This is a genomic window from Sulfitobacter sp. 1A15299 (genome assembly GCF_043556915.1).
Taxonomy (GTDB): domain Bacteria; phylum Pseudomonadota; class Alphaproteobacteria; order Rhodobacterales; family Rhodobacteraceae; genus Sulfitobacter.
Window position 1 is genome coordinate 1 of sequence record NZ_JBIFFJ010000029.1, and the last position, 21,302, is coordinate 21,302.

The 21,302-nt window shown below is 63.5% G+C and carries 23 protein-coding genes and 1 tRNA gene; 16 read left to right on the forward strand and 8 right to left on the reverse strand.

Going from position 1 to position 21,302, the window contains the following annotated elements:
• Nucleotides 1-91: 91 nt before the first annotated feature.
• Nucleotides 92-1,405 (reverse strand): DEAD/DEAH box helicase, encoded by a 1,314-nt coding sequence (locus ACGYK7_RS16355; protein ID WP_394403537.1) that lies wholly within the window; start codon nt 1,403-1,405, stop codon nt 92-94.
• 348 nt (nt 1,406-1,753) lie between these two features.
• Here ACGYK7_RS16355 and ACGYK7_RS16360 point away from each other — a divergent pair, with 348 nt between their 5' ends.
• Both ACGYK7_RS16360 and ACGYK7_RS16365 read left to right on the forward strand, forming a co-directional pair.
• On the forward strand, nt 1,754-2,173 hold the full coding sequence (locus ACGYK7_RS16360) for a Fur family transcriptional regulator (protein WP_067265902.1): 420 nt from the start codon (nt 1,754-1,756) through the stop codon (nt 2,171-2,173).
• The gene (locus tag ACGYK7_RS16365; RefSeq protein ID WP_394403538.1) at nt 2,170-2,868 is read left to right on the forward strand and encodes an NYN domain-containing protein; all 699 of its coding nucleotides are present in this window, start codon (nt 2,170-2,172) and stop codon (nt 2,866-2,868) included. Before ACGYK7_RS16360 ends, ACGYK7_RS16365 begins: the two co-directional genes overlap by 4 nt.
• 7 nt (nt 2,869-2,875) lie before the next feature.
• On the opposite strand, the gene ACGYK7_RS16370 is transcribed toward ACGYK7_RS16365, so the two are convergent.
• The gene (locus ACGYK7_RS16370; RefSeq protein ID WP_394403539.1) at nt 2,876-3,937 is read right to left on the reverse strand and encodes an AbrB family transcriptional regulator; all 1,062 of its coding nucleotides are present in this window, start codon (nt 3,935-3,937) and stop codon (nt 2,876-2,878) included.
• 130 nt (nt 3,938-4,067) lie between these two features.
• On the opposite strand from ACGYK7_RS16370, the gene ACGYK7_RS16375 reads away from it, so the two are divergent.
• Genes ACGYK7_RS16375 through ACGYK7_RS16385 form a run of 3 tightly spaced genes read left to right on the forward strand, consistent with a single transcriptional unit; the run spans nt 4,068 to nt 6,817 of the window.
• The gene (locus ACGYK7_RS16375; RefSeq protein WP_394403540.1) at nt 4,068-4,970 is read left to right on the forward strand and encodes a DMT family transporter; all 903 of its coding nucleotides are present in this window, start codon (nt 4,068-4,070) and stop codon (nt 4,968-4,970) included.
• 33 nt (nt 4,971-5,003) lie between these two features.
• Nucleotides 5,004-6,281, forward strand: a complete 1,278-nt coding sequence (gene eno / locus ACGYK7_RS16380) for a phosphopyruvate hydratase (RefSeq protein ID WP_394403541.1) — start codon at nt 5,004-5,006, stop codon at nt 6,279-6,281.
• Nucleotides 6,281-6,817 (forward strand): GNAT family N-acetyltransferase, encoded by a 537-nt coding sequence (locus tag ACGYK7_RS16385; protein ID WP_394403542.1) that lies wholly within the window; start codon nt 6,281-6,283, stop codon nt 6,815-6,817. Before eno ends, ACGYK7_RS16385 begins: the two co-directional genes overlap by 1 nt.
• 49 nt (nt 6,818-6,866) lie before the next feature.
• Here the strand turns inward: ACGYK7_RS16385 and ACGYK7_RS16390 are convergent, their stop codons facing one another.
• Both ACGYK7_RS16390 and ACGYK7_RS16395 read right to left on the reverse strand, forming a co-directional pair.
• Nucleotides 6,867-7,547: a hypothetical protein gene (locus tag ACGYK7_RS16390; RefSeq protein WP_394403543.1), complete on the reverse strand. Its 681-nt coding sequence runs from the start codon at nt 7,545-7,547 to the stop codon at nt 6,867-6,869.
• Between the two features lie 234 nt (nt 7,548-7,781).
• Nucleotides 7,782-8,909, reverse strand: a complete 1,128-nt coding sequence (locus ACGYK7_RS16395) for an anhydro-N-acetylmuramic acid kinase (RefSeq protein ID WP_394403544.1) — start codon at nt 8,907-8,909, stop codon at nt 7,782-7,784.
• A 66-nt stretch (nt 8,910-8,975) separates the two neighbouring features.
• Here ACGYK7_RS16395 and tyrS point away from each other — a divergent pair, with 66 nt between their 5' ends.
• The 3 genes from tyrS (at nt 8,976) to ACGYK7_RS16410 (ending at nt 11,727) form a co-directional block, all read left to right on the forward strand.
• Nucleotides 8,976-10,226: a tyrosine--tRNA ligase gene (gene tyrS, locus ACGYK7_RS16400; protein ID WP_394403545.1), complete on the forward strand. Its 1,251-nt coding sequence runs from the start codon at nt 8,976-8,978 to the stop codon at nt 10,224-10,226.
• A gap of 134 nt (nt 10,227-10,360) precedes the next feature.
• Complete coding sequence (locus tag ACGYK7_RS16405) at nt 10,361-11,116, forward strand: 3-hydroxyacyl-CoA dehydrogenase (protein ID WP_394403546.1); 756 nt, start codon at nt 10,361-10,363, stop codon at nt 11,114-11,116.
• Nucleotides 11,116-11,727, forward strand: a complete 612-nt coding sequence (locus ACGYK7_RS16410; RefSeq protein WP_394403547.1) for a hypothetical protein — start codon at nt 11,116-11,118, stop codon at nt 11,725-11,727. Before ACGYK7_RS16405 ends, ACGYK7_RS16410 begins: the two co-directional genes overlap by 1 nt.
• On the opposite strand, the gene ACGYK7_RS16415 is transcribed toward ACGYK7_RS16410, so the two are convergent.
• The 3 genes from ACGYK7_RS16415 to ACGYK7_RS16425 all read right to left on the reverse strand — a co-directional run bounded on the left by ACGYK7_RS16415 (nt 11,724) and on the right by ACGYK7_RS16425 (nt 14,837).
• Nucleotides 11,724-13,535: an ABC-F family ATP-binding cassette domain-containing protein gene (locus ACGYK7_RS16415; RefSeq protein WP_394403548.1), complete on the reverse strand. Its 1,812-nt coding sequence runs from the start codon at nt 13,533-13,535 to the stop codon at nt 11,724-11,726. The two genes, ACGYK7_RS16410 and ACGYK7_RS16415, sit on opposite strands and share 4 nt — an antisense overlap.
• A gap of 55 nt (nt 13,536-13,590) precedes the next feature.
• Nucleotides 13,591-14,310 (reverse strand): GNAT family N-acetyltransferase, encoded by a 720-nt coding sequence (locus tag ACGYK7_RS16420; protein ID WP_394403549.1) that lies wholly within the window; start codon nt 14,308-14,310, stop codon nt 13,591-13,593.
• Between the two features lie 62 nt (nt 14,311-14,372).
• Nucleotides 14,373-14,837, reverse strand: coding sequence for an outer membrane protein assembly factor BamE (locus ACGYK7_RS16425; RefSeq protein ID WP_067265877.1), 465 nt, complete (start codon nt 14,835-14,837; stop codon nt 14,373-14,375).
• 90 nt (nt 14,838-14,927) lie between these two features.
• Between ACGYK7_RS16425 and ACGYK7_RS16430 the strand changes: the two genes are divergently transcribed.
• The 8 genes from ACGYK7_RS16430 to ACGYK7_RS16465 all read left to right on the forward strand — a co-directional run bounded on the left by ACGYK7_RS16430 (nt 14,928) and on the right by ACGYK7_RS16465 (nt 20,623).
• Nucleotides 14,928-15,479, forward strand: coding sequence for a DUF177 domain-containing protein (locus ACGYK7_RS16430; protein ID WP_067265875.1), 552 nt, complete (start codon nt 14,928-14,930; stop codon nt 15,477-15,479).
• A 200-nt stretch (nt 15,480-15,679) separates the two neighbouring features.
• Entirely contained in the window at nt 15,680-15,886 is a 207-nt protein-coding gene (gene rpmF, locus ACGYK7_RS16435; protein WP_067265873.1) for a 50S ribosomal protein L32, read from the forward strand.
• A gap of 50 nt (nt 15,887-15,936) precedes the next feature.
• Nucleotides 15,937-17,013 carry a phosphate acyltransferase PlsX gene (gene plsX, locus ACGYK7_RS16440; RefSeq protein WP_394403550.1) on the forward strand — a complete coding sequence of 359 codons (1,077 nt, stop codon included), beginning with the start codon at nt 15,937-15,939 and terminating at the stop codon, nt 17,011-17,013.
• Nucleotides 17,010-17,981 carry a beta-ketoacyl-ACP synthase III gene (locus ACGYK7_RS16445; RefSeq protein ID WP_394403551.1) on the forward strand — a complete coding sequence of 324 codons (972 nt, stop codon included), beginning with the start codon at nt 17,010-17,012 and terminating at the stop codon, nt 17,979-17,981. The genes plsX and ACGYK7_RS16445 overlap by 4 nt, the downstream gene beginning before the upstream one ends.
• A 109-nt stretch (nt 17,982-18,090) precedes the next feature.
• Nucleotides 18,091-18,393 (forward strand): integration host factor subunit alpha, encoded by a 303-nt coding sequence (gene ihfA / locus ACGYK7_RS16450; protein WP_067265868.1) that lies wholly within the window; start codon nt 18,091-18,093, stop codon nt 18,391-18,393.
• A 3-nt stretch (nt 18,394-18,396) separates the two neighbouring features.
• Complete coding sequence (locus ACGYK7_RS16455) at nt 18,397-19,323, forward strand: MerR family transcriptional regulator (protein ID WP_394403552.1); 927 nt, start codon at nt 18,397-18,399, stop codon at nt 19,321-19,323.
• 67 nt (nt 19,324-19,390) lie between these two features.
• Nucleotides 19,391-19,467: transfer RNA gene (locus tag ACGYK7_RS16460), tRNA-Pro, on the forward strand.
• A gap of 79 nt (nt 19,468-19,546) precedes the next feature.
• Nucleotides 19,547-20,623, forward strand: a complete 1,077-nt coding sequence (locus tag ACGYK7_RS16465) for a 2'-deoxycytidine 5'-triphosphate deaminase (RefSeq protein WP_394403561.1) — start codon at nt 19,547-19,549, stop codon at nt 20,621-20,623.
• Nucleotides 20,624-20,642: 19 nt separating this feature from the next.
• Here the strand turns inward: ACGYK7_RS16465 and scpB are convergent, their stop codons facing one another.
• Nucleotides 20,643-21,299 carry an SMC-Scp complex subunit ScpB gene (scpB, locus tag ACGYK7_RS16470; protein ID WP_394403553.1) on the reverse strand — a complete coding sequence of 219 codons (657 nt, stop codon included), beginning with the start codon at nt 21,297-21,299 and terminating at the stop codon, nt 20,643-20,645.
• Nucleotides 21,300-21,302 lie beyond the last annotated feature (3 nt).

Genomic DNA, 21,302 nt, shown 5'->3' on the forward strand with positions numbered 1-21,302 from the left:
CCTCCCAAACAGGATGAATCACAATCAGACCATTTTGGGAATCCCCTACGATTCAGGTTTCGTTAGAAACGCTTTAGGGAGGTGCCCCGGCTCAGGCCGCCTGCTGGCCGCCCGACTTACCGCCGCCGCCACCGCGCCTGCGACGCCGCCCGCCGCTCGGCTTGCCAGCGCCTTCACCACCGCCGCCGCCGCCACCGGGGCGACCGCCACCACCACCGGGGCGACCGCCACGTCTGCGGCCCCGGCCCTTGGGTTTCGCTGGCTCATCAATCACTTCCCAAGGACGGCCCGAGGCCACGGGGATCGAAATGCCCATGGTCTTTTGGATCGCCTTCAGTTCGCCCATCTCATCGGGGGCGCAGAAGGCTACGGCGGCCCCGTCTTTGCCTGCCCGCGCGGTCCGGCCAATGCGGTGGACATAGTTGTCCGGCACATTCGGCAGGTCGAAGTTATAGACGTGTTTCACATCCGGAATGTCCAAGCCCCGCGCCGCCACATCGGTGGCCACCAGCACGGTGATGTCGCCCTCCTTGAAGCCTGCAATCGCGCGGTCCCGCTGACCTTGGCTTTTGTTGCCATGGATCGAAGCGGCATCGAACCCGGCCTTCACCAGCGTCTTCATCAGCTTTTCCGAGCCGTGTTTCGTGCGGCCAAAGACCAGCGCGCGTTCGCCCTTATGCTTGGCCAAAAGTTCTTTCAGCAGTTCGGTCTTCTCGGCCTTGGCGATGAAATGCACCTCTTGCGTGACCTTATCCGCCGCCTTGCCCGGAGGCGAGACTTCGATGCGGATCGGGCTGTTGAGATAGCTGTTGGCGATCTCGTTCATCAGCTTGGGCATGGTCGCCGAGAAGAGCATCGTCTGGCGCTCTTTCGGGATCAGGTTCGAGATCTTGCGCAGGTCATGGATAAAGCCCATGTCGAGCATCTGGTCGGCCTCATCCAGCACGAGGAAGGTCGTCGTATCGAGTTTGACCGCGCGCCGGTCGAGCAGGTCAAGCAAACGGCCCGGTGTCGCGATCAGCAGATCGACACCCCGTTCCAGACGTTTGATCTGGGTGTTGATCGACTGACCGCCCACCACCATTGCCACTTTGATCGGCGTGCCTTCGGCATAGCCGCGCAGGTTCACGGCGATCTGCTGCGCCAACTCACGCGTGGGGGCCAGCACCAGCCCGCGCACGGAACGCGCTGCGGGACGGCCTTCGATCTCCATCATCTGGGCCAACAGCGGCACGCCAAAGGCGGCGGTTTTGCCGGTGCCGGTCTGGGCGAGACCCATTACGTCGCGCCCGTTCAGCGCATGGGGGATCGCCTGTTTCTGGATCGGGGTCGGCTCTTTCAGCCCCATCTCGTTCAACCGGGCCACCAGTTTGGCAGGCAGGCCCATCATGTCAAAATCGCTCATTCGTTCACTTTCCGGCCCGCGAAAACGCGCGCCATGTTCTTTCGCCGCGCCCCTCAAAAGGCGCCACGGGGTCGCGCAAGCCAGATCGCGGGCGCAGGCCACATGCCTCACACCCGTCTGTCGCGCTTGGCCCCACGCGTGATTTTGGGAACATCGGCGGGCCTTGTCGTCAGCGTCCCAGAGGCCCCTCATGGGACTTGGCGCTGATACTGCTCACGCGGCAGAAGGCTTCGCTTGATGCCCACATGGGCGGTGCGGACGCAAAAGTCAACCGGCGCGGTCAATTCCTGTGGCGTCCGGCGGCGCTAAAATGCTAGGACCGTGGTCCGACGGACGAAGGGCAAGACGATGCGCAACCCGATCATCAAACGCTGCGAGGCGATGGGCCTGCGCATGACAGGGCAACGCCGGGTCATCGCGCAGGTGATTCACGACAGCGAAGACCACCCCGATGCCGAAGAGATCCTGACCCGCGCCAGCGTGATCGACAGCGGCATCTCCATCGCCACGGTCTACCGCACGGTGAAACTGTTTGAAGAAGCGGGCATCCTCGACAAGCTGGAGTTCGGCGATGGCCGGGCGCGCTATGAAGACGCGCAGCGGGCGCATCACGATCACCTCATCGACGTGAACTCAGGCGAGGTCATCGAATTCGTCGACGCGGAAATCGAAGAGCTTCAGGAACGCATCGCGCGCAAGCTGGGTTACAAATTACAAGGCCACCGGATGGAACTCTACGGTGTGCCGATCAAGAAGGATGATCCATGACAGAACGTGACCGCCCTTTGCTGGCCGTGTTGATCGACGCCGACAACGTGCCTGCAAGACATGCCGCTGCCATCATGCGGGAGGTCACGACGATTGGAGAGCCCGCCCTGCGCCGGGTCTATGGAGATTGGTCGAACGATCACCTCAAGGGCTGGAAAGCCCCGATCCGCGAGTTGGGTTTGGTGGCGCATCAGGAAACCGCAAACACCAAGGGCAAGAACGCGAGCGACATCGGGCTGGTCATTCAGGCGATGGACATTCTCCACAGCCGCCGCTTCGACATCATCGTAGTTGTCTCTTCCGATAGTGACTTCACCGCGCTGGTGAACCGCCTGCGCGAAGATGGGGTAACAGTCATCGGCATCGGCGAGAAGAAAACCCATGATTCGCTGCGCAACGTCTACAACCGCTTCATCCTGATCGAAAACCTCGACGAGGTAGAACCCGACACCCCCGCGCGGGCCAAGGCTAAGGTGGGCGATGCCCTGCCCCTGTTCAAAGCGGCGATGGATAAGATCGACACCGAAGACGATTGGTACAACCTTGGCCAGATCGGCCAGACCATTCAGGCAGCGCATCCCGATTTCGACAGCCGCACCTATGGCCATGGCAAGCTGAGCGCCTTGGCCGCCGACCTCAAAGCCGTGGAAACGCGCAAGGATGGCAACCGTTTGATGGTCCGCCTGAAAAGCTAGGGCGGGGTCATTCGGCGGCGCGCTGCTCTTGCTTCGCCACGCGGGAAAGCATGGCGGGCAGCAGCACGCTCAGCACCACCAGACGCATGATGTGGCAGGCGGCGACGAAGCCCGGCACCACAGCCAGCACCGCGCCGAGGGCGATCATCGTCTCCAGCCCGCCGGGCGCGAAGGCCACCAGCACATGCCCCAGCGGCATGCCAAGCGCCCAGGCCACCGGCACCGCGCCGAGGCCCGCCAGCCCCACCGCCACGCCGGTAATCGCCAGCCCCGCGCCAAGCCCGCTTGCCAGACGCGCAGGCGTGATGCCGGAAAACCGCGTGCCGATGAGGCTGCCCAGCACCAGATAGGCGGCAAGGGTCAGCCAACCCGGCAGAACGCCAGTCTCCAGCCCGGTCAGATGCGCGAGGGCCGAAACCACCATCGCCCCCATCAAAAGCGGCGCGGGCACGGAAAGCCGGGCAAAGATCATCCCGACGACGCCGGAGACGCCGATCATCACGAGGATCGACAGCAGGCTCATCACCGCCCCCACGGGGGCGATATTGCCGGTCATGTCGACGCCCATCAGAAGGGCGGCGAAAGGCACGACGATGGTCAGCGCCAGAAGCCGGACCGACTGCGTGATCGAGATGCGCGGCACGTCCGACCCGCTGTCGCTGGCAATCGCCATCACGAAACTCAGATGCCCAGGAGCCGCGGCCAGAAGCGCGGAGCGCGCGTCAAAACCGAAATACCGCGCCAGCATCCAACGGCAGAGCGCCATGATCCCCCAGATCACACCGGTCATAAAGACAAAGGCCAGCGGCCAGCGCAGCATAGCGTTCACCGCATCCTGATTGAACCCCGCCCCCACGGCGATGCCCAACACGACGAAACAGGCATCCCGCAGCCGCTGATCGACCGCCGTGCGCACCCCCATCAGCCCTAAGACACTCACCGCGATCACCGGGCCATGCAGCATATAAACCGGCGCATGCAGCCACCAGAACAGCAGCGCGCCAAAGCCCCCGGTTGCAAGGGTCAGCACAGTATCGCGCGGGGCGAGCGAGGGGATCGGCCATCTCATGCGGTAGGGCTAGCACTCCGGTAGAGCCTGCGCCAGTGCCACACGCATGACGCGCATCGCGCACCCTTGCCCTTTCGTCGCAAAAGGTTCATGGGCGACAGGCAATACCACGGGATAAAGGGGCGTGATCATGGACAATCTGCGCGGTGCGATGCTGATGGTGCTGGCCATGGCCGGTTTCGCGGTCGAGGATATGTTCGTCAAACTGACGAGCGATGCGCTCCCCGTCGGCCAGATCATTGCGCTTTTGGGCGCGGGCGGCGGAGCGATCTTTGCGGTGATCCTGCGCATTCAGGGAAAGCGCCTGTTCTCTGCCGATATGCTGACGCAGCCGATCTTGCTGCGCGCCGTCGGCGAAGTGCTGGGCACGCTCTGTTTCGTTACCGCCATCGTGCTGACGCCGCTCTCGTCGGCCTCGGCCATTTTGCAGGCAACCCCGCTTGCCGTCACCCTCGGTGCGGCGCTGTTTCTGGGTGAGCCGGTCGGCTGGCGGCGCTGGAGCGCGATCATCGTGGGCTTCCTTGGTGTGCTCTTGATCGTGCGCCCGGGGCTGGAGGGGTTCAACGCGCTGTCGCTTTTCGCCGTGGCCGGTGTCATCGGCCTCGCCTTGCGCGACTTGGCGACACGCAAAGTTCCCAAAAGCATCAGTTCCATGCAGCTTAGCTTTCTCGCCTTTATCGTCCTGGTCCCGGCAGGGCTGATCCTGATGCTGACCGCAGGCACGCCAGCCGCCATGCCCGGCGGGGCCGAGGTGCTCTATCTCGCTGGTGCGATGGGGATCGGCGTGCTGGCCTATTACGCCATCGTCGCGGCCATGCGCGTGGGCGAGGTGAGTTTTGTCACCCCCTTCCGCTATACCCGTATGCTCTTTGCGCTGGTGGCCGGGATCGTGGTTTTCGACGAATCCCCCGACACGCTGACGCTGGTGGGTGCCGCGATCATCATCGCCTCGGGGGTCTATACCCTGCTGCGCGAACGCAAAATCACCCCCCGGCCCCGCCGCGGTCTTTCCAAGCCGGGCCTGCCGGGGTAAACCGCCCCAAACCCGAACATGAGGACAAAGCCCATGAGCACGATCATCGACATCCACGCCCGCGAAATCCTCGACAGCCGGGGCAACCCGACGGTCGAAGTCGACGTTATCCTCGAAGACGGCACCATGGGCCGCGCCGCTGTCCCCTCCGGTGCCTCGACCGGCGCCTATGAGGCGAACGAGCGGCGTGATGGCGACAAGTCGCGCTATCTGGGCAAAGGCGTGCTCGAAGCCTGCGCCGCCGTGAATGGCGAGATTGCCGAGGCGCTCGTGGGGGTCGAGGCGACGGAACAGGTCGAGATCGACGAGATGATGATCGAACTCGACGGGACCGAGAACAAATCCCGCCTTGGCGCCAACGCGATCTTGGGCGTGTCGATGGCCGCGGCGAAGGCGGCGGCGGACTACTGCGCGCAGCCGCTCTACCGCTACATCGGCGGCACCACCGCGCGCGTGCTGCCGGTGCCGATGATGAACATCATCAACGGCGGCGAACATGCCGACAACCCGATCGACATTCAGGAATTCATGATCATGCCGGTCGCCGCGGAGAACATCCGCGAAGCCGTGCGCATGGGGGCCGAGGTGTTCCACACGCTGAAGAAAGAGCTTTCCGCCGCGGGTCTATCGACCGGGATCGGCGATGAAGGCGGCTTTGCCCCCAACATCAGCTCCTCGCGCGATGCGCTTGATTTCATTCTGAAGTCCATCGAAAAAGCGGGCTATAAACCGGGCGAGGACATGTATCTCGCCCTCGATTGCGCGGCGACGGAATACTACAAGGATGGCAGATATGTCCTCTCCGGCGAAGGCAAGACCCTGTCCAGCGCAGAGAACGCCGACTACCTCGCGGCGCTGGTGAACGACTACCCGATCATCTCCATCGAAGACGGCATGGCCGAAGACGATTGGGACGGCTGGAGGGCGCTGACCGACCTCTTGGGCGGCAAGGTGCAACTGGTGGGCGATGACCTTTTCGTCACCAATCCTGCGCGTCTGAGCGATGGCATCCAGCGCGGTGCGGCCAACTCCATGCTAGTCAAGGTCAACCAGATCGGCACCCTGTCCGAGACCCTCAAAGCCGTCGATATCGCGCATCGCGCGGGCTACACCAACGTCATGTCGCACCGCTCGGGCGAGACCGAAGACGCCACGATTGCCGACCTTGCAGTCGCCACCAACTGTGGCCAGATCAAAACCGGCTCGCTGGCGCGTTCCGACAGGCTGGCGAAGTACAACCAGTTGATCCGTATCGAGGAAATGCTGGGCGAGACCGCTCAATACGCGGGCCGCTCGATCCTGCGCGGCTGATGTCGGCGCTCACCATCCGCCCTGTCACCACCGCTGCGGACCTCGCGGCGGTGGTGGATCTCTGCTGGGCCTATCGCGACTTTCTCTACCACTTCGGCCCGGCCGAACAGCGGATCGTCGATACGTTCTACCCCCAAGAGAAATACAGCGCCCTGATGGCGCGCCTGCCTGAGGAACACGCCCGCCCGCGCGGCATCATCCTCTTGGCCGAGCGGGATGGCATCCCCCTGGGCTGTGGCATGTCCCATGCGCTGAGTGAGACGGAGAGCGAGATCAAACGCGTCTTCGTCACCGATGCGGCCCGTGGCACCGGGGCGGGCCGGGCAATCTGTCAGCGCCTTGTCGATCAGGCGCGGGAAGATGGGTTCGAGAAGGTCTATCTCGATACCTCCGTGGGCTTTGCCCCTGCCCGCGCGCTCTATCGCTCGCTTGGCTTTGTTGAGCGCGGGCCCTACCAGCCGATGCCGGATTTCACGCGGGATGCGATCTGTTTCTTCGAGATGCCGCTAAGGGATGTGACCGCGCCTGCCGAATAACGCAAACGGGGCGGCCAGATTGCCGCCCCGTCTTTCCTTTCCGCGCGGTTTATCCGGCGAAGAGCTGGAGGAACTTCTGCTTAGAATACCCCAGCATCAACGCACCACGGTCCGACAGGCGCGGCGCGATGCGCATGCGGATGATGTCCCGGTCGGTGCCCAGAGCCGCGTTGAGGCGCAGCACCGCGTCGACCTTGCCGTTTGGCCCCGGGGCGACCTCTTCGATCATGCCCACCAAGACACTGTCCTTGCTCCAGACCGGCGCGCCAACAAGGGTCGCTATATTGATCGGCTTTGGGGTGGTGGCACTGCTGTCGCCATTCACTGTGGCCCGGCCTGCGGTCGCGGTGGGGGTGCTATCGGGGTCATCCGTTCCGCTGTGCCCGCTGCCCCCGCCGACCGAGACGCCAGCCCCGGCGCCCAGACCGCTACCGCCGCCCACCGTGGCGCCGACGCCCGCGTTCACACCGTCGTCCCCGCCGACCGAGGCACCTACCCCGGCCCCGATGCCGCCACTGCCACCGACCGAAGCGCCAACTCCGGCGCCGATGCCATCACTGCCGCCGACCGACGCGCCGACACCGACATCCGCGCCGCCGTGGCCGCCGTGGCCCCCGACGCTGACCCCGACCCCGAGGCCGATTTCGGCCTGCGCGGCGGGCGCGAGCATGAGCGTCACTGCCGTGACAGCAAGGCTGTTTTTGAAAGCATCTGCGTGAAAGATAGTCATATTGAATCTCCTTCTCTAAGCCGGTCGAATGCCTTCGACCCTTGGCCCCCACAGTGAACCTACGCGGGAAATTGCGCGAAAGTTTCAAGAAAGTTGCGCCGAAGCTGACTTTTTTGTAATTTTGTTAATAAGTGGGCGCGATTGCCAATAGGGCGGCATAGCGGCTGCACGATCGCGCCTCGATATGCCCGCGCCGGTAAATTTTCGTCAAATTCGGGTTTCGGGCCGCGCGCCTTAGCTGCGGCTCACGGTGCCACCGCCGACCGCAGCGCGGACGCCGGTCGTACCGGGGCAAGAGGTGGGCAGCCCGCGCGCCACACGTACTGCCAGATAGGCAAAGGCCTGCGCCTCCAGCATATCGCCATCAAGCCCAATCTCCTCCACCGGGGCGACAGGGCAGTCGAGGCTAACATCCAGCATTCGCATCAGCACCGGGTTATGCCGCCCGCCGCCCGTCACATAAACGCGTTCGGGCGGGGCTGGGCAATGCTGCATCGCCTCGGCCACGCCAGCCGCGCACATGGCGGTGAGGGTGGCGCAGGCGTCAGCGTCGGACAGCTCTCCGACAAGGGCCACCATCTCGGCGAAATCATTCCGGTCGAGGGATTTGGGGGGCATGCGCGCGAAGTAAGGCTCGGCCAGAAACAGTTCCAAGGCGCCCTGCTCCACCCTGCCCCGCGCAGCGAGCTTGCCGCCTTTGTCATAGTCTTGGCCAAGACGGGTCTGCATCAGATCGTTGATCGGCGCATTGGCGGGGCCGGTGTCGAAGGCGAGCAAGGCACCCTCCTCCTCCGGGCGGGTCACGCGCGGGTCGACCCATGTGAGGTTGCCCACGCCGCCAAGGTTCAGGAAGGCCACCGGCCCTTTCCGCCCGGCGTAGCGCGCGCAGGCGTGGTGAAAGAACGGCGCCAGCGGTGCGCCCTCACCACCCAGTTCAACATCGGCGCTGCGAAAATCCCAGACCACGGGCAGGCCAATCTCTCGGGCCAATAGCGCCCCGTCTCCGACCTGCAGCGTGCCCTGCAGGCGCGGGGCATGGGCCAGCGTTTGGCCGTGAAAACCGATGAGGTCGACCTCAGGCGCATCTTTCAGCAGATCGGTCAAGAGCGCCAGATGCGCAGCCTCAACCGCCTTAGCGGCCGTCTCGACCTCGGCCCCGTGCCACTTGCCGAAGCCCGCGGCGATCAGCCGCCGCTCTTCGGCGGAATAGCTGCGATAGGCGCTGCCGCCAAAGCTTGTGATGTCATGCCCATCGGTGCGCAAAATCGCGGCGTCCACCCCATCCAAAGAGGTGCCCGACATCATTCCCAAAGCCGTCACCACATCGGTTCCGGCATCTTGCCTGTGCTTGGCCCTATTCATGGCCTTTTCCTTTGCCGCTCGTGCGCATATAGATTGCCCCGCAATACAGTTTTGAGGCAAGTCACCATGACATACCATCCCAAATCGGAGTTCATCCACACGATGATGCAGCGCGGCTTTCTGGCCGATTGCACCGATTATCAGGGGTTGGACGAAGCCCTGCGACAAGGCGCGGCCCCGGCCTATGTGGGCTATGACGCGACGGCCAAATCGCTGCATGTGGGGCATCTGGTCAATATCATGATGCTGCGCTGGTTGCAGAAATGCGGCGGCAAGCCGATCACCCTGATGGGCGGCGGTACGACCAAGGTGGGCGATCCATCCTTCCGCTCGGACGAGCGCCCGCTGCTGACGCCCGAGGCGATCGACGACAATATCGAAGGCATCCGTCAGGTCTTTGCCCGATACCTCGATTACGGCGAGGGTGAGACTGGCGCCCTGATGCTGAACAACGCGGAATGGCTCGACGGGTTGAACTACCTCGACTTCCTGCGCGACATCGGGCGGCATTTCTCGATCAACCGGATGCTGAGCTTTGAGAGCGTGAAATCGCGGCTGGACCGCGAGCAATCGCTGTCTTTCCTCGAGTTCAACTACATGATTCTCCAAGCCTATGACTTTATGGAACTGCACCGCCGCTATGGCTGCATTCTCCAGATGGGCGGCTCGGATCAATGGGGCAATATCGTCAACGGCATCGACCTGACGCGCCGGGTGATCGACGGCGAGGTGTACGGCCTGACCTCGCCGCTCTTGACCACCAGCGATGGCAAGAAGATGGGCAAATCGGCGGGCGGTGCGGTCTGGCTGAATGGCGATATGCTGAGCCCGTATGAGTTCTGGCAGTTCTGGCGCAATTGCACCGATGCCGACGTGGGCCGTTTCCTCAAGCTCTACACCGAGCTGCCGGTCGAGGAATGCGACCGTCTGGGCGCGCTGGCCGGGTCTGAGATCAACGAGGCAAAGGTGCGTCTGGCCAATGAGGTCACCGGTCTGCTCCACGGGGAAGAGGCCGCCCGCACCGCCGAAGCCACCGCGCGCGAAGTCTTTGAAAAAGGCGGCGTGGGCGATGACCTGCCTACCCTGACCCTGTCGGCGGCGGATGTGGGCGATGGGGTTTCCATCGTGCAATTGCTGGTGAAATCGGGCCTTGCCGGATCTGGCAAGGAGGCCAAGCGTCTGATCGCCGAGAACGGCGCGCGGATCGACGACAAGCCGCTTACGGATGCGGGCCTGATGCTGGACGCAGGCGCGCTGTCCTCTCCGGTCAAACTCAGCGCGGGCAAGAAGCGCCACGCGCTGGTGCAGGTCGGCTGATCTCTCACGGGGCGGGCTGCGGTCTGCCCCGTCTTCCCTGGCGCAGCCGCCTTCCTCCAACCGTGACGCCATCCCTTGCATGGGGTGAAACTTCGTGTTGAACTGAACAAGTGTTCATATCGGGGGGAGCCATCATGAAACTAGACAGTACAGCCGCCATCGTTACCGGGGGGGCATCGGGGCTTGGCGAAGCCACGGCGCGTTATTTCGCGTCGCAGGGCGCGCAGGTCACCCTGTTGGACCGTGACGCCACCCGGGGCGAAGCCATCGCGAAAGAGATCGGCGGCCACTACGTTTTGACCGATGTAACGGATGAGACCTCGGTGCAGGAAGCGGTGGACTATGCCCAAGAAAAGATGGGCTGGATCACCGCGGCGGTGAATTGTGCGGGCATCGCACTTGGGATCAAAACCACGGGCCGCGACGGGCCGCATCCGCTCGACGCCTTTCAGCGCACCATCGACATCAATCTCGTCGGCAGCTTCAACGTGGCAAGGCTCGCGGCGGTGGCCATGGCCAAGAACACCCCCGAAGACGACGGCGCGCGCGGGGTGATCATCAACACCGCCTCCATCGCCGCTTTCGACGGGCAAAAGGGCCAAGCCGCCTATGCGGCCTCCAAGGGTGGGATCGTGGGCATGACCCTGCCGATGGCGCGCGATCTGGCCAAGGAGGGGATTCGCGTGATGACCATCGCGCCGGGTATCTTCAAAACACCGATGCTGGCCGGGCTGCCGGAAGAGGTGCAGGCCGAATTGGCCAAGGATGTGCCCAACCCGCCGCGCCTTGGCGATCCGTCTGAATACGGGCGGCTGGCAGGGTTCATCGTCGAAATGGGCTATCTCAATGGTGAGGTCATCCGCCTCGACGGCGCGCTCAGGATGCGCTGATGCCGCTGCAAAACCGCGTGCAACCGGATGGGGAGATCATCGCCCACCCGGCGCGGGGCAGCTTCATGGGCAACCGTGGCATCCTGCATGACGAAAACGGCCTGCACCCCAAACGCCGTTGGGCGCATCAGAATTGGGTCTGCTGTCGGCTCAGCTTCAAGGGGCGCCGCCGCAAGCTGATGGCCCCCCGCCACTATACCGAGCTGTTTTTTCTTGATGAGGCCGTGGCCTTTGCCGCCGGTCATCGCCCCTGCGCGGAATGCCGTGCTGCGGATTATCGGCGGTTTCGCGCGTGTTGCGACCTCCCCGGCCCCGCCGCGGAACTCGACCGTCAATTGCACGCCGAACGTGCCATGCCGCGCGTTTTTCGTCTGCGCCGCCATGTGGATGTAGAAGCGGCCGATCTGCCCGACGGCAGTTTCGTTTTGGATCACGACGGCCAGAGCGGCGTCCTTCGCGGCGATGCCCTTCACCCCTATGCGCCGGAGGGCTATGGGGCCGCGCGGCGGCGCCCGCAGGGCCGCGTCACCCTCCTCACCCCGCCGAGCGTCGTCGCAGCCTTTCGCAACGGCTACCACCCGCAGATCGCTTTGGCACAGGCGCGGCGTTAGCCCTGCGCCTTTTCCTCCAGCGCCATCCACTCTTCTTCGGCGTTCGAGAGTTTTTCATGCCGCTGCACCAGCGCATCGGTGGCTTTCTGAAACTTTACCGGCTCACGGGTGAAAAGCTCCGCATCGCTGAGCAGTTCCTCAAGCTTGCCAATCTCGGCCTCCAGCCGCTCAATTTCAGCGGGCAAAGCTTCGAGCCGGTGTTTTTCGGTAAAGCTGAGCCCGCCTGCGGATTGCTTTTTCTCCGCTTTCGGCTCGAGTTTGCTCGGCTTGGGTTTAACCACGCTTTGGGCAAAATCATCCTGCCCGCGCTGTGCCAGATAATCGGACCAGCCGCCCGCATAGACGGTGGCGCGGCCATCCCCCTCCATCGCAATGGTGGTCGCCGCCACGCGGTCGAGGAAGTCACGGTCGTGGCTGACCAGCAGCACGGTGCCGTCATAGGTGCCCAGGAGTTCCTGCATAAGGTCGAGCGTCTCGACGTCGAGATCGTTCGTCGGCTCGTCGAGCACCAGAAGGTTCGAGGAGCGCGCCATGATCTTGGCCAAGAGCAGCCGCGCCTTTTCGCCGCCCGAAAGCGAACGGACCGGGGCGCGGGCCTGTGCTTCGTCAAAGAGGAATTCCTTGAGGTAGCCGACCACATGTTTCGGCTGACCGCGCACCAGCACCTGATCGGCCTTGCCCGAGACACGCATTTCAGGATCGCCGGTGAGGCTGTCCCAAAGGGTCATGTCGCCGTCAAGCTGCGCGCGCGCCTGATCGAACAGCGCGAGTTCCAGATTGGTGCCCAGTTTGATCTCGCCCGCGTCGGGTTCTTCTTTGCCGATCAGCATGTTCAGCAACGTGGTCTTGCCCACGCCGTTTGGCCCGACCAGCGCGATCCGGTCGCCGCGCTGCACGGTGATCGAGAAATCGCGCAGGATCTGTTTGTCACCGAATTTCTTGGCGATGCCGGTCGCTTCGATCACCTTGCGGCCCGACTTCGGCCCGGCCTCCAGCGCCATGGCCGCCGTGCCTTGCCGCTTGATCTGCGCCGAGCGTTCGGCGCGCAACTCCTGAAGCGCGCGCACCCGGCCCTGATTGCGTTTGCGCCGGGCCGAGATGCCCTCGACCGCCCACCGCGCCTCGGCCTTGATCTTGCGGTTCAGTTTGTGGCGCTGCATGTCCTCTTCTTCCCAGACCTGATCGCGCCAGGCCTCGAAGCCCTCAAAACCGATGTCCTGACGGCGCACGCTGCCGCGGTCGACCCAGAGGGTCGCGCGGGTCAGTTCGCGCAGGAAGGCGCGGTCGTGGCTGATGATGACAAAGGCGGTGCGGGTGCCCTTCAGCTCGGATTCCAGCCAGGCGATCGCTTCGATGTCGAGATGGTTGGTCGGCTCGTCCAGCAGCATCAGTTCCGGCTCTTCGGCCATCAGCCGGGCCAGCGCCGCGCGGCGACGCTCCCCGCCCGATGCGGTGGCCACAGGGCGCGCGGGGTCAAACTTCAGCCCCTCGCCTGCGCGTTCCACCTTATACATCTCGCCCGGATCGAGCCCATGAGCGGCGAAGTCGCCAAGCGTCTCAAACCCCGAGAGGTCCGGCTCCTGCTCCATATAGCCGACCGATACGCCGGGCCCGGCCACGACCGCCCCGCTGTCGGGCTCCACCAGCCCGGCCATGACCTTCATCAGCGTCGATTTGCCCGAGCCGTTGCGGCCCACCAAGGCCAACCGATCGCCGGTCTGAACCACGAGGGAGAGGTCTTCGAAAACAGGATCGCCGCCAAAGGTCAGCGAAATGTCGGTGAGTTGTAAAAGGGGTGCGCGTGCCATGTCTGCCAGCTATCTTTCGGCGCGGGCAAGGTCAATGTCCAAAGGCGTGAGCGCGCTAGGCCAGCGCCCGCAAAAGCCGCGCGCGGTTGGGTGGGATCGCGGCGATCTCCAACCCGGTAAAGACATGCAGCGTGCCCATCTGGCGGTCGATCACCGCGTGGTCGCTGACCCAGCCCCCCATCGCCAGATAGCTGCGCAGCAACGGCGGGATTTGCCGGCGCGCGTGCCGGGGGTCGGGGCTGCGGCTGTCGCGGGCATAGGGGTGGACCTCAGCCGCCCTAATGCCGGGACGCCACCCCGCGGGGGCAAGATGCTGCTGTTTCAAAAGGGCAAAGGCATCGCGGTAGCGGGTCGGATCGGTGCCCGCGAAGGACGAGCAGCCAAACAAAAGCGACGCCCCATTGTCATCGACTTCCCGCGCCAATTGCCCCCATGCGAGGCGTTGGATATCGGGGTCTTGCCATGCCGGGTGGATGCAAAAGCGGCCCAGTTCCAGCAGGGTCCCTTTCATGTTTTCGAGACGGCTCAGATCGTAAAACTGCGCGGCATAGCTTTGGGCCAATTCCGCGCCTTGAAACCGCGTCAGGCGAAAGCAACAGACCAATGTGCCGCTGTCGCGATCCTCTATCAGAAAATGCCGTGCGGCCGCGTCGAATGCATCGCGGTCGGCGGTCCCGGTCTGAAAACACTGCGTCCGCAGCGCCTGCGCCCGGGCGATGTCCCCGGGCGTGAGGGCTTCGCGCGTCAGATATCGGCCCGGGGGCGCTTGGGTCATCTGCGAAATCGCCTTCGCTTATCCGCGGCCTTCCCCCGCTGCCAGGGCATGGCAAGAGGAACTTAGCTGCCGAAGGCCGACGGGCTGAAGCGGCCAAGGTTGCCCAGAAGCTGGCGCAGGAAGGTGTTGTCGGCCACCGGCGATGTCGTCACGCGGCGCGACAGCGGCACGACCTGCCCGCGCTCAAGCCCGAAGCGTTCGACATTCGACACCACACCGGCTTCGTTGAAGCTGACGGTCACTACCTCACGCTCGATCTCTTTCGGGGCCATAAAGCCGAGCGCGCGTTTGCGCATCTTAACGTAATAGTAACTATCATCGCTCAAAACACCCGAAACAGTGGGCACACCGATCTTCTGCGCGACGCTTTCCTTGGTATCGCTGCCCACGACGACCTGCTCAAGCTGGTCTTGCGGCGGCACATAGCCGTGGTTCTCATACTGCGGGCTGCAGGCGGTCAAAAGCAGTGCAAGGCCCATACCCGCGATCCGGAGGTGCGTCTTGCCGGTCTGTTTGGTTTTGCGCATTTGGTCTGCCCTCTTGCCCTGACGGATTATGGCTTTTATTTCGCATACACCAAGGCACCCCAAGTGTACAAGAAACGAAAGTCGGATCTCATGTCGCGCAAATCACCTACGCCCACCGCTCTTCGGGTCGCGGACCTGTCTCAGACAGAGCCGAACGCCTTCGCGCTGCGCCCTGAGGCAGAAGCGCTGGCGCAGATTGCCGAGGAACTGGACCTTTCGGCCCTGCGCAAACTCAGCTTTTCGGGCAGCATCAAACCGCTCGGCAAGCAGGACTGGCAGCTTGACGGGAAACTCGGCGCAACTGTGGTGCAGCCCTGCGTGGTGACGCTCGAGCCGGTGACTACGCGGATCGACGCCGATATCACCCGCCGCTTCATCCATGATTTCGAACTCCCCGAAGAAGAGGAGGTTGAGATGCCCGAGGACGATACGACCGAGCCTTTGGGCCAATGGATCGACCCCGCGCAGGTCATGATCGAGGCGCTGGCGCTGGAGGTGCCGGAATATCCCCGCAAGGGCGATGCGGAACTGGGCCAGATGGTCCATGCCGAACCGGGTCAAAAGCCGATGACCGACGAAGACGCGCGGCCCTTTGCGGGCTTGGGCGCGCTGCGCGATGCGCTGAAGAAAGACGAAACCTAAGGAAACAAGCGGAAAACCGCGGAAATTCGCGCTTGCATCGCGCCGGTTTCGCGTTATTTTGCCGCCCTCACCCGAATTAAGGTTGGACATTGCGCGGCTGCGGCCCTAAAGCGTCGTCACGCCCGAAACGGGGTCCGAATTGAAACACGGTTGCGGCCTGCTTTGCCAAGTCAGCAACCCCGAAGGCAAAGGCACCAGACATGGCTGTCCAACAGAATAAAGTATCAAAATCCCGCCGCAACAACCGCCGCGCCCACGATTCGCTCTCTGCGGCGAACCCGAACGAATGTTCGAACTGCGGTGAGCTGAAGCGCCCCCACCACATCTGCGCGGCTTGCGGTCACTATGACGACGCCGAAGTTGTCGCCCTGACCGAAGAAGTGGACCTGGAAGACGACGCAGCATAAGCTGCGGTAGTTTTTAAGGTTTTCTCTTAGGCAGTGAGGCATTCGCACTGATGACGGCCCAGCCCGATCACCCCAACGCGAAAGCCGGACACACCCTGATCTCGGTCGACGCGATGGGGGGTGACGAAGGCCCGGCAGCAGTTGTTGCCGGGTGTGCGCTTTCCGCGACAGCAAATCCCGATATCGGTTTCATTCTGCATGGTCCGCGTGACCAGTTGGAGCCATTGATCGCCAAACGTGGTGAATTGTCGGGCCGTTGCGAGATACGTCACGCCACGGATGTCGTGACCATGAACGACAAGCCCAGCCAAGTCGTGCGCACCGGCAAGGACAGTTCCATGTGGTCCGCCATCGAATCCGTGCGCAGCGGAGAGGCGGCTGTGGCTGTCTCTTGCGGCAATACCGGCGCGCTGATGGCGATGTCGATGATCCGGCTGCGCAAATTGCCGGGCGTGAATCGCCCTGCAATTGCCGTGCTCTACCCCTCTTCCAACCCTCAGGGCTTCAACGTGATGCTCGACGTGGGCGCCGATGTGCGCGCCGATGCCGACGATCTGTTGCGTTTCGCGCTCATGGGCACCTCCTACGCCCGCAACGGCATGGATTTGCAGCGCCCCCGGGTGGGCCTGCTGAATGTCGGCACCGAAGAGCATAAGGGCCGCACCGAACTCAAAGAAGCCTATGATTTGATTCGCGCCCAAGGCGATGCCACCGGGTTCGAATTCGTCGGTTTCGTCGAGGGTGGCGATATCTCGGGCAACCGCGCCGATGTCATCGTGACCGATGGGTTCACCGGCAATGTGGCGATCAAGACCGGCGAAGGCACAGCCAGCATGATCGGCAACCGCCTGCGCGAAGCATTCAAATACTCGCCCCTGTCGCGGCTCGCCTCGCTGCTGGCCTATACCTCTCTGCGCCGACTCAGCAAAAAGATCGATCCGCGCCGCGTAAACGGCGGCGTGTTTCTGGGCCTGAACGGCACGGTGGTAAAATCGCACGGCTCCGCCGATGCGACCGGCATCTCCGCTGCGATCAAACTCGCCGCGCAGTTGTCGCAGAATAAATTCAATGACAAGCTAGCCGCTCGCGTCGCCGCGACGCTGCCAGCTGAGGAGTCCGTCAAATGAGCCTGCGCGCCGTTGTCACTGGTTGTGGCCACTACCTGCCCGCCCGTGTCGTGGAAAATGCCGAATTTGAAGCGACCCTCGACACGAATGACGAATGGATCCGCTCGCGCTCGGGCATCGAACGCCGCCACTTCGCCGCCGAAGGTGAAACGACCTCTTCCATGGCCAGCGCCGCCGCGCGCCGCGCGCTCGAAGACGCGGGGCGCGATGTTTCGGAGGTTGACGCGATCGTCGTGGCCACCTCCACCCCCGATCTGACCTTCCCCTCGGCTGCGACCATGGTGCAGGCCGAATTGGGCATGACCAGCGGTTTCGCTTTTGACGTGCAGGCGGTCTGCGCGGGTTTCGTCTATGCGCTGGCAAACGCCAATGCGCTTATCGTCTCCGGTCAGGCGCGCAATGTGCTGGTGATCGGGGCCGAGACTTTCAGCCGCATCATGGACTGGACAGACCGGTCGACCTGTGTGCTTTTTGGCGACGGCGCGGGCGCGCTGCTGCTTGAGGCGCAAGAGGGGCAAGGCACGCCCGAGGATCGCGGGATCCTCGCGACTGACCTGAATTCCGATGGGCGCTACCGCGAGTTGCTTTACGTCGATGGCGGCGTCAGCACCGGCACCACAGGCTATCTGCGTATGCAGGGCAATCAGGTGTTCCGCCACGCGGTCGAAAAGCTTGCCGCCACGGCCAATACCGCCATGGACCGCGCGGGTGTCAGCGCCGAGGATGTGGATTGGATCGTGCCACATCAGGCCAATATCCGCATCATCCAAGGCACCGCCAAGAAACTGAACCTGCCGATGGAACGCGTTGTCGTGACCGTGCAGGACCACGGCAACACCTCTGCCGCCTCGATCCCGCTGGCGCTGTCGGTGGGCCGTGAGCGTGGTCAGATCAACAAGGGCGATCTGATCGTCACCGAAGCCATCGGCGGTGGTCTGGCGTGGGGCTCTGTCGTCCTGCGCTGGTAAGTCCCTGAGCTAACGCGGAAAATCTCTGCCGAATCGTGCTCGATCCGGGCATTGATGTTGACTCTAAAAATCTGAGCAGCATATGCTATTGGAAAGCATGGGGGATATAATGCCGAACAAGACATTGACGCGCATGGATTTAAGCGAAGCTGTATTTCGTGAGGTCGGTCTTTCTCGCAATGAGAGTGCTCAGCTGGTCGAAGCCGTGCTAGAGCATATGTCCGACGCTCTGGTCGATGGGGAACAGGTCAAGATTTCCTCTTTCGGTACTTTTTCGGTCCGCGACAAGACCGCGCGTGTGGGCCGCAATCCGAAAACCGGCGAAGAGGTTCCCATCAACCCGCGCCGGGTGCTGACCTTCCGCCCCTCGCATCTGATGAAAGACCGGGTTGCCGAAGGCAATAAGTCCTGACCCATGGTCAAATCGCCGGACGCTTTTCGCACCATCTCCGAAGTCGCTGACTGGCTCGGTATCCAAGCCCATGTTCTGCGGTTTTGGGAGAGTAAGTTTACCCAAGTGAAACCCATCAAACGGGCGGGCGGGCGGCGTTATTACCGCCCTGCCGATATGCTGCTGCTTGGTGGGATCAAGAAGTTGCTGCATGACGATGGGCTGACCATCAAAGGCGTTCAGAAGATCCTGCGCGAGGAAGGGATGACCCATGTCTCCGCCCTCTCCGCCCCGCTTGACGAGTTGGACTTCGTGGAGCCGCGCCCTGCGCCGAAACCGGACATCATCCGGCCAGAGACCGGTGTGGTTCTGAATTTCGGCGCGAAGACGGAAGCGCGCGGGGATGAGGGGAGCGCCGAGACGGCCGAGCCGGTCGATACCCGGCAGGAGAGCGCGGCGGAGGTAGAAGAGCCCGCCCCCGCGACAGCACAACGCCCCTCGCCAGTGCCCCCCGCCGACGATCACCCACGGGCCACCCCCGATCCGCTGGCTCCCTCTGACAGCGCCACACCCGATGCGCCGCAACTCCCTGCGTCCGAAGCTGAGACTCTAGAGGAGCCCAAGCCGGAACCTGCGTCTGAGCCCGGCCTCCCTGAGTTCCTCAAGCGCCCGCTGGCGGTTGAGCCTGAAGAGACCGCAGAGGCTTCATCCGCCCCTGCTGAGGCCAAGGCGGAAGCCCCCGAAGACGACACACCGAAACCCGCGATCATCGACCTGCCCGATTTCACCCTCGAAGCCGATTTCCCCGCCCGGCCTGGGCTGCTGAGCGTAGGCGCCCGCGTCCATCGCCTGCCCCGTGACGTGCAACCGCAGGTCGCCGGTCTGCTGCTGGATCTGGCCGAATTGCGCGCGCGCATGGCCGCCGATGCTGGCGCGGAAACAAATTTTTAATCGCGATGAAAAGATTGGCAATTCCCTCTTGCACCCCCTGCGAGATCGGGTATGAAGCCCACGTAGTCGGGCTATGGCGCAGCCTGGTAGCGCGTCCGTCTGGGGGACGGAAGGTCGCAGGTTCGAGTCCTGCTAGCCCGACCAACCGACTACAACAAAACGCCCGCGCCGCTAACGCGCGGGCGTTTGTCATTTAAGAAGGCCGCGCCCGATGCCCAATGCGATGAACGGGGTGCTCCCCAACCAGCAGATTGCAGCGATGATCGAAAGCGGCGCCATTGCCGCCGATCCCGCGGTCACCTCTGCCCAGATCCAGCCCGCCAGTCTTGACCTTCGCCTCGGCAACGTCGCCTATCGCGTCCGCGCGTCTTTCCTTGCCGGGCATGGGGCCAAGGTTTCGGATCGTCTCACGGAGTTCGAGATGCACCGCGTCGACCTCAGCGAAGGGGACGTGCTGGAAAAGGGTTGCGTGTATGTGGTGCCGCTGATGGAGCGGCTGGCGCTGCCCGAGGGCGTCTCTGCCGTCGCGAATGCCAAAAGCTCCACCGGGCGGCTCGACCTGCTGACCCGCACCATCACCGATGGCGGCACCGAATTCGACCGTATCGCGCCGGGCTACACCGGCCCGCTCTATGCCGAGATTTGCCCGCGCTCTTTCTCGGTGCTGGTACGGCCCGGGATGCGGCTCAATCAGGTTCGTTTCGGCAGTGGGGATGCGACCCTCGACGACGACGCGCTGCGCGCGCTGCATGTCAAGACGCCGCTGGTGGATGGCACCGCCGTGATCGACGAGGGCTTGGGCTTCTCCGTCGATCTGCGGCTGCCCGGCACCAGCCTCGTCGGCTACCGCGCGAAGCCGCATACCGGGGTGATCGACCTCGACAAGATTGGCCACTACGATCCCGCCGCATATTGGGAAGAGGTGCATAGCACCAATGGTCAGATCATCCTCGACCCCGGCGCGTTCTATATCCTTGTCAGCCGCGAAGCGGTGACGATCCCGCCGGCCTATGCCGCTGAAATGGCGCCCTATTTGGCGATGGTCGGAGAGTTCCGCGTGCATTACGCGGGTTTCTTCGATCCGGGCTTCGGTCATGCCGAGGCAGGCGGCGCAGGCTCACGCGGGGTGCTTGAAGTGCGCTGTCACGAGGCGCCCTTCGTGCTGGAGCATGGGCAGGTCGTGGGCCGTTTGGTCTATGAGCATATGGCGCAGATCCCCAGCCAGCTTTACGGCGCCGACATCGCGTCGAATTACCAAGGTCAGGGGCTGAAACTGTCGAAGCATTTCCGCGCCGCGTAAGTGCGCGGCGCGCCGCCGATCAATCCTCGAACAGCTCGCTCTGCCCTTCGGTCGCTTCCGGCTCGTCTTCGCCATCGCCCACAGAGGGGAGCAGACCGGCGGGCGGACGGTTCTCCAGCAATCCGGCAGAGCGCAGTTCTTTCAGCCCCGGCAGATCCCGCGCGCTTTCCAGACCGAAGTGATCCAGAAACTCCTGGGTGACGACAAAGGTGACCGGACGGCCCGGGGTCATCTTGCGGCGGCCAAAGCGGATCCACGCCATCTCGAGCAACTGGTCGACCGTTCCGCGCGATACCGATACGCCGCGAATCTCTTCGATCTCGGCACGGGTGACGGGCTGGTGATAGGCGATGATCGCCAAAGTCTCGATCGCCGCGCGGCTGAGCTTGCGGGTCTCGACCGTCTCGCGGTGCATCAGAAAGCCAAGGTCGGGCGCGGTGCGAAAGGCATAGGCATCGCCAACTTTCATCACCTGCACGCCGCGCCCCTGATACCGGTGCCGCAGGAAGGCCATCGCCTCGCCCACGTCCGAGCCGCGCGGCAGCCGCGCTTCGAGTTCACGCAGGGTAATCGGCTCGGAACTGGCGAAAAGCACGGCTTCGATCATACGCTCCTGTTCGGCGAGCGAGGGCGCGTCGAACAGTTTCTTTTCTTTTGTTTCAATCTCTTCCGGCACGCA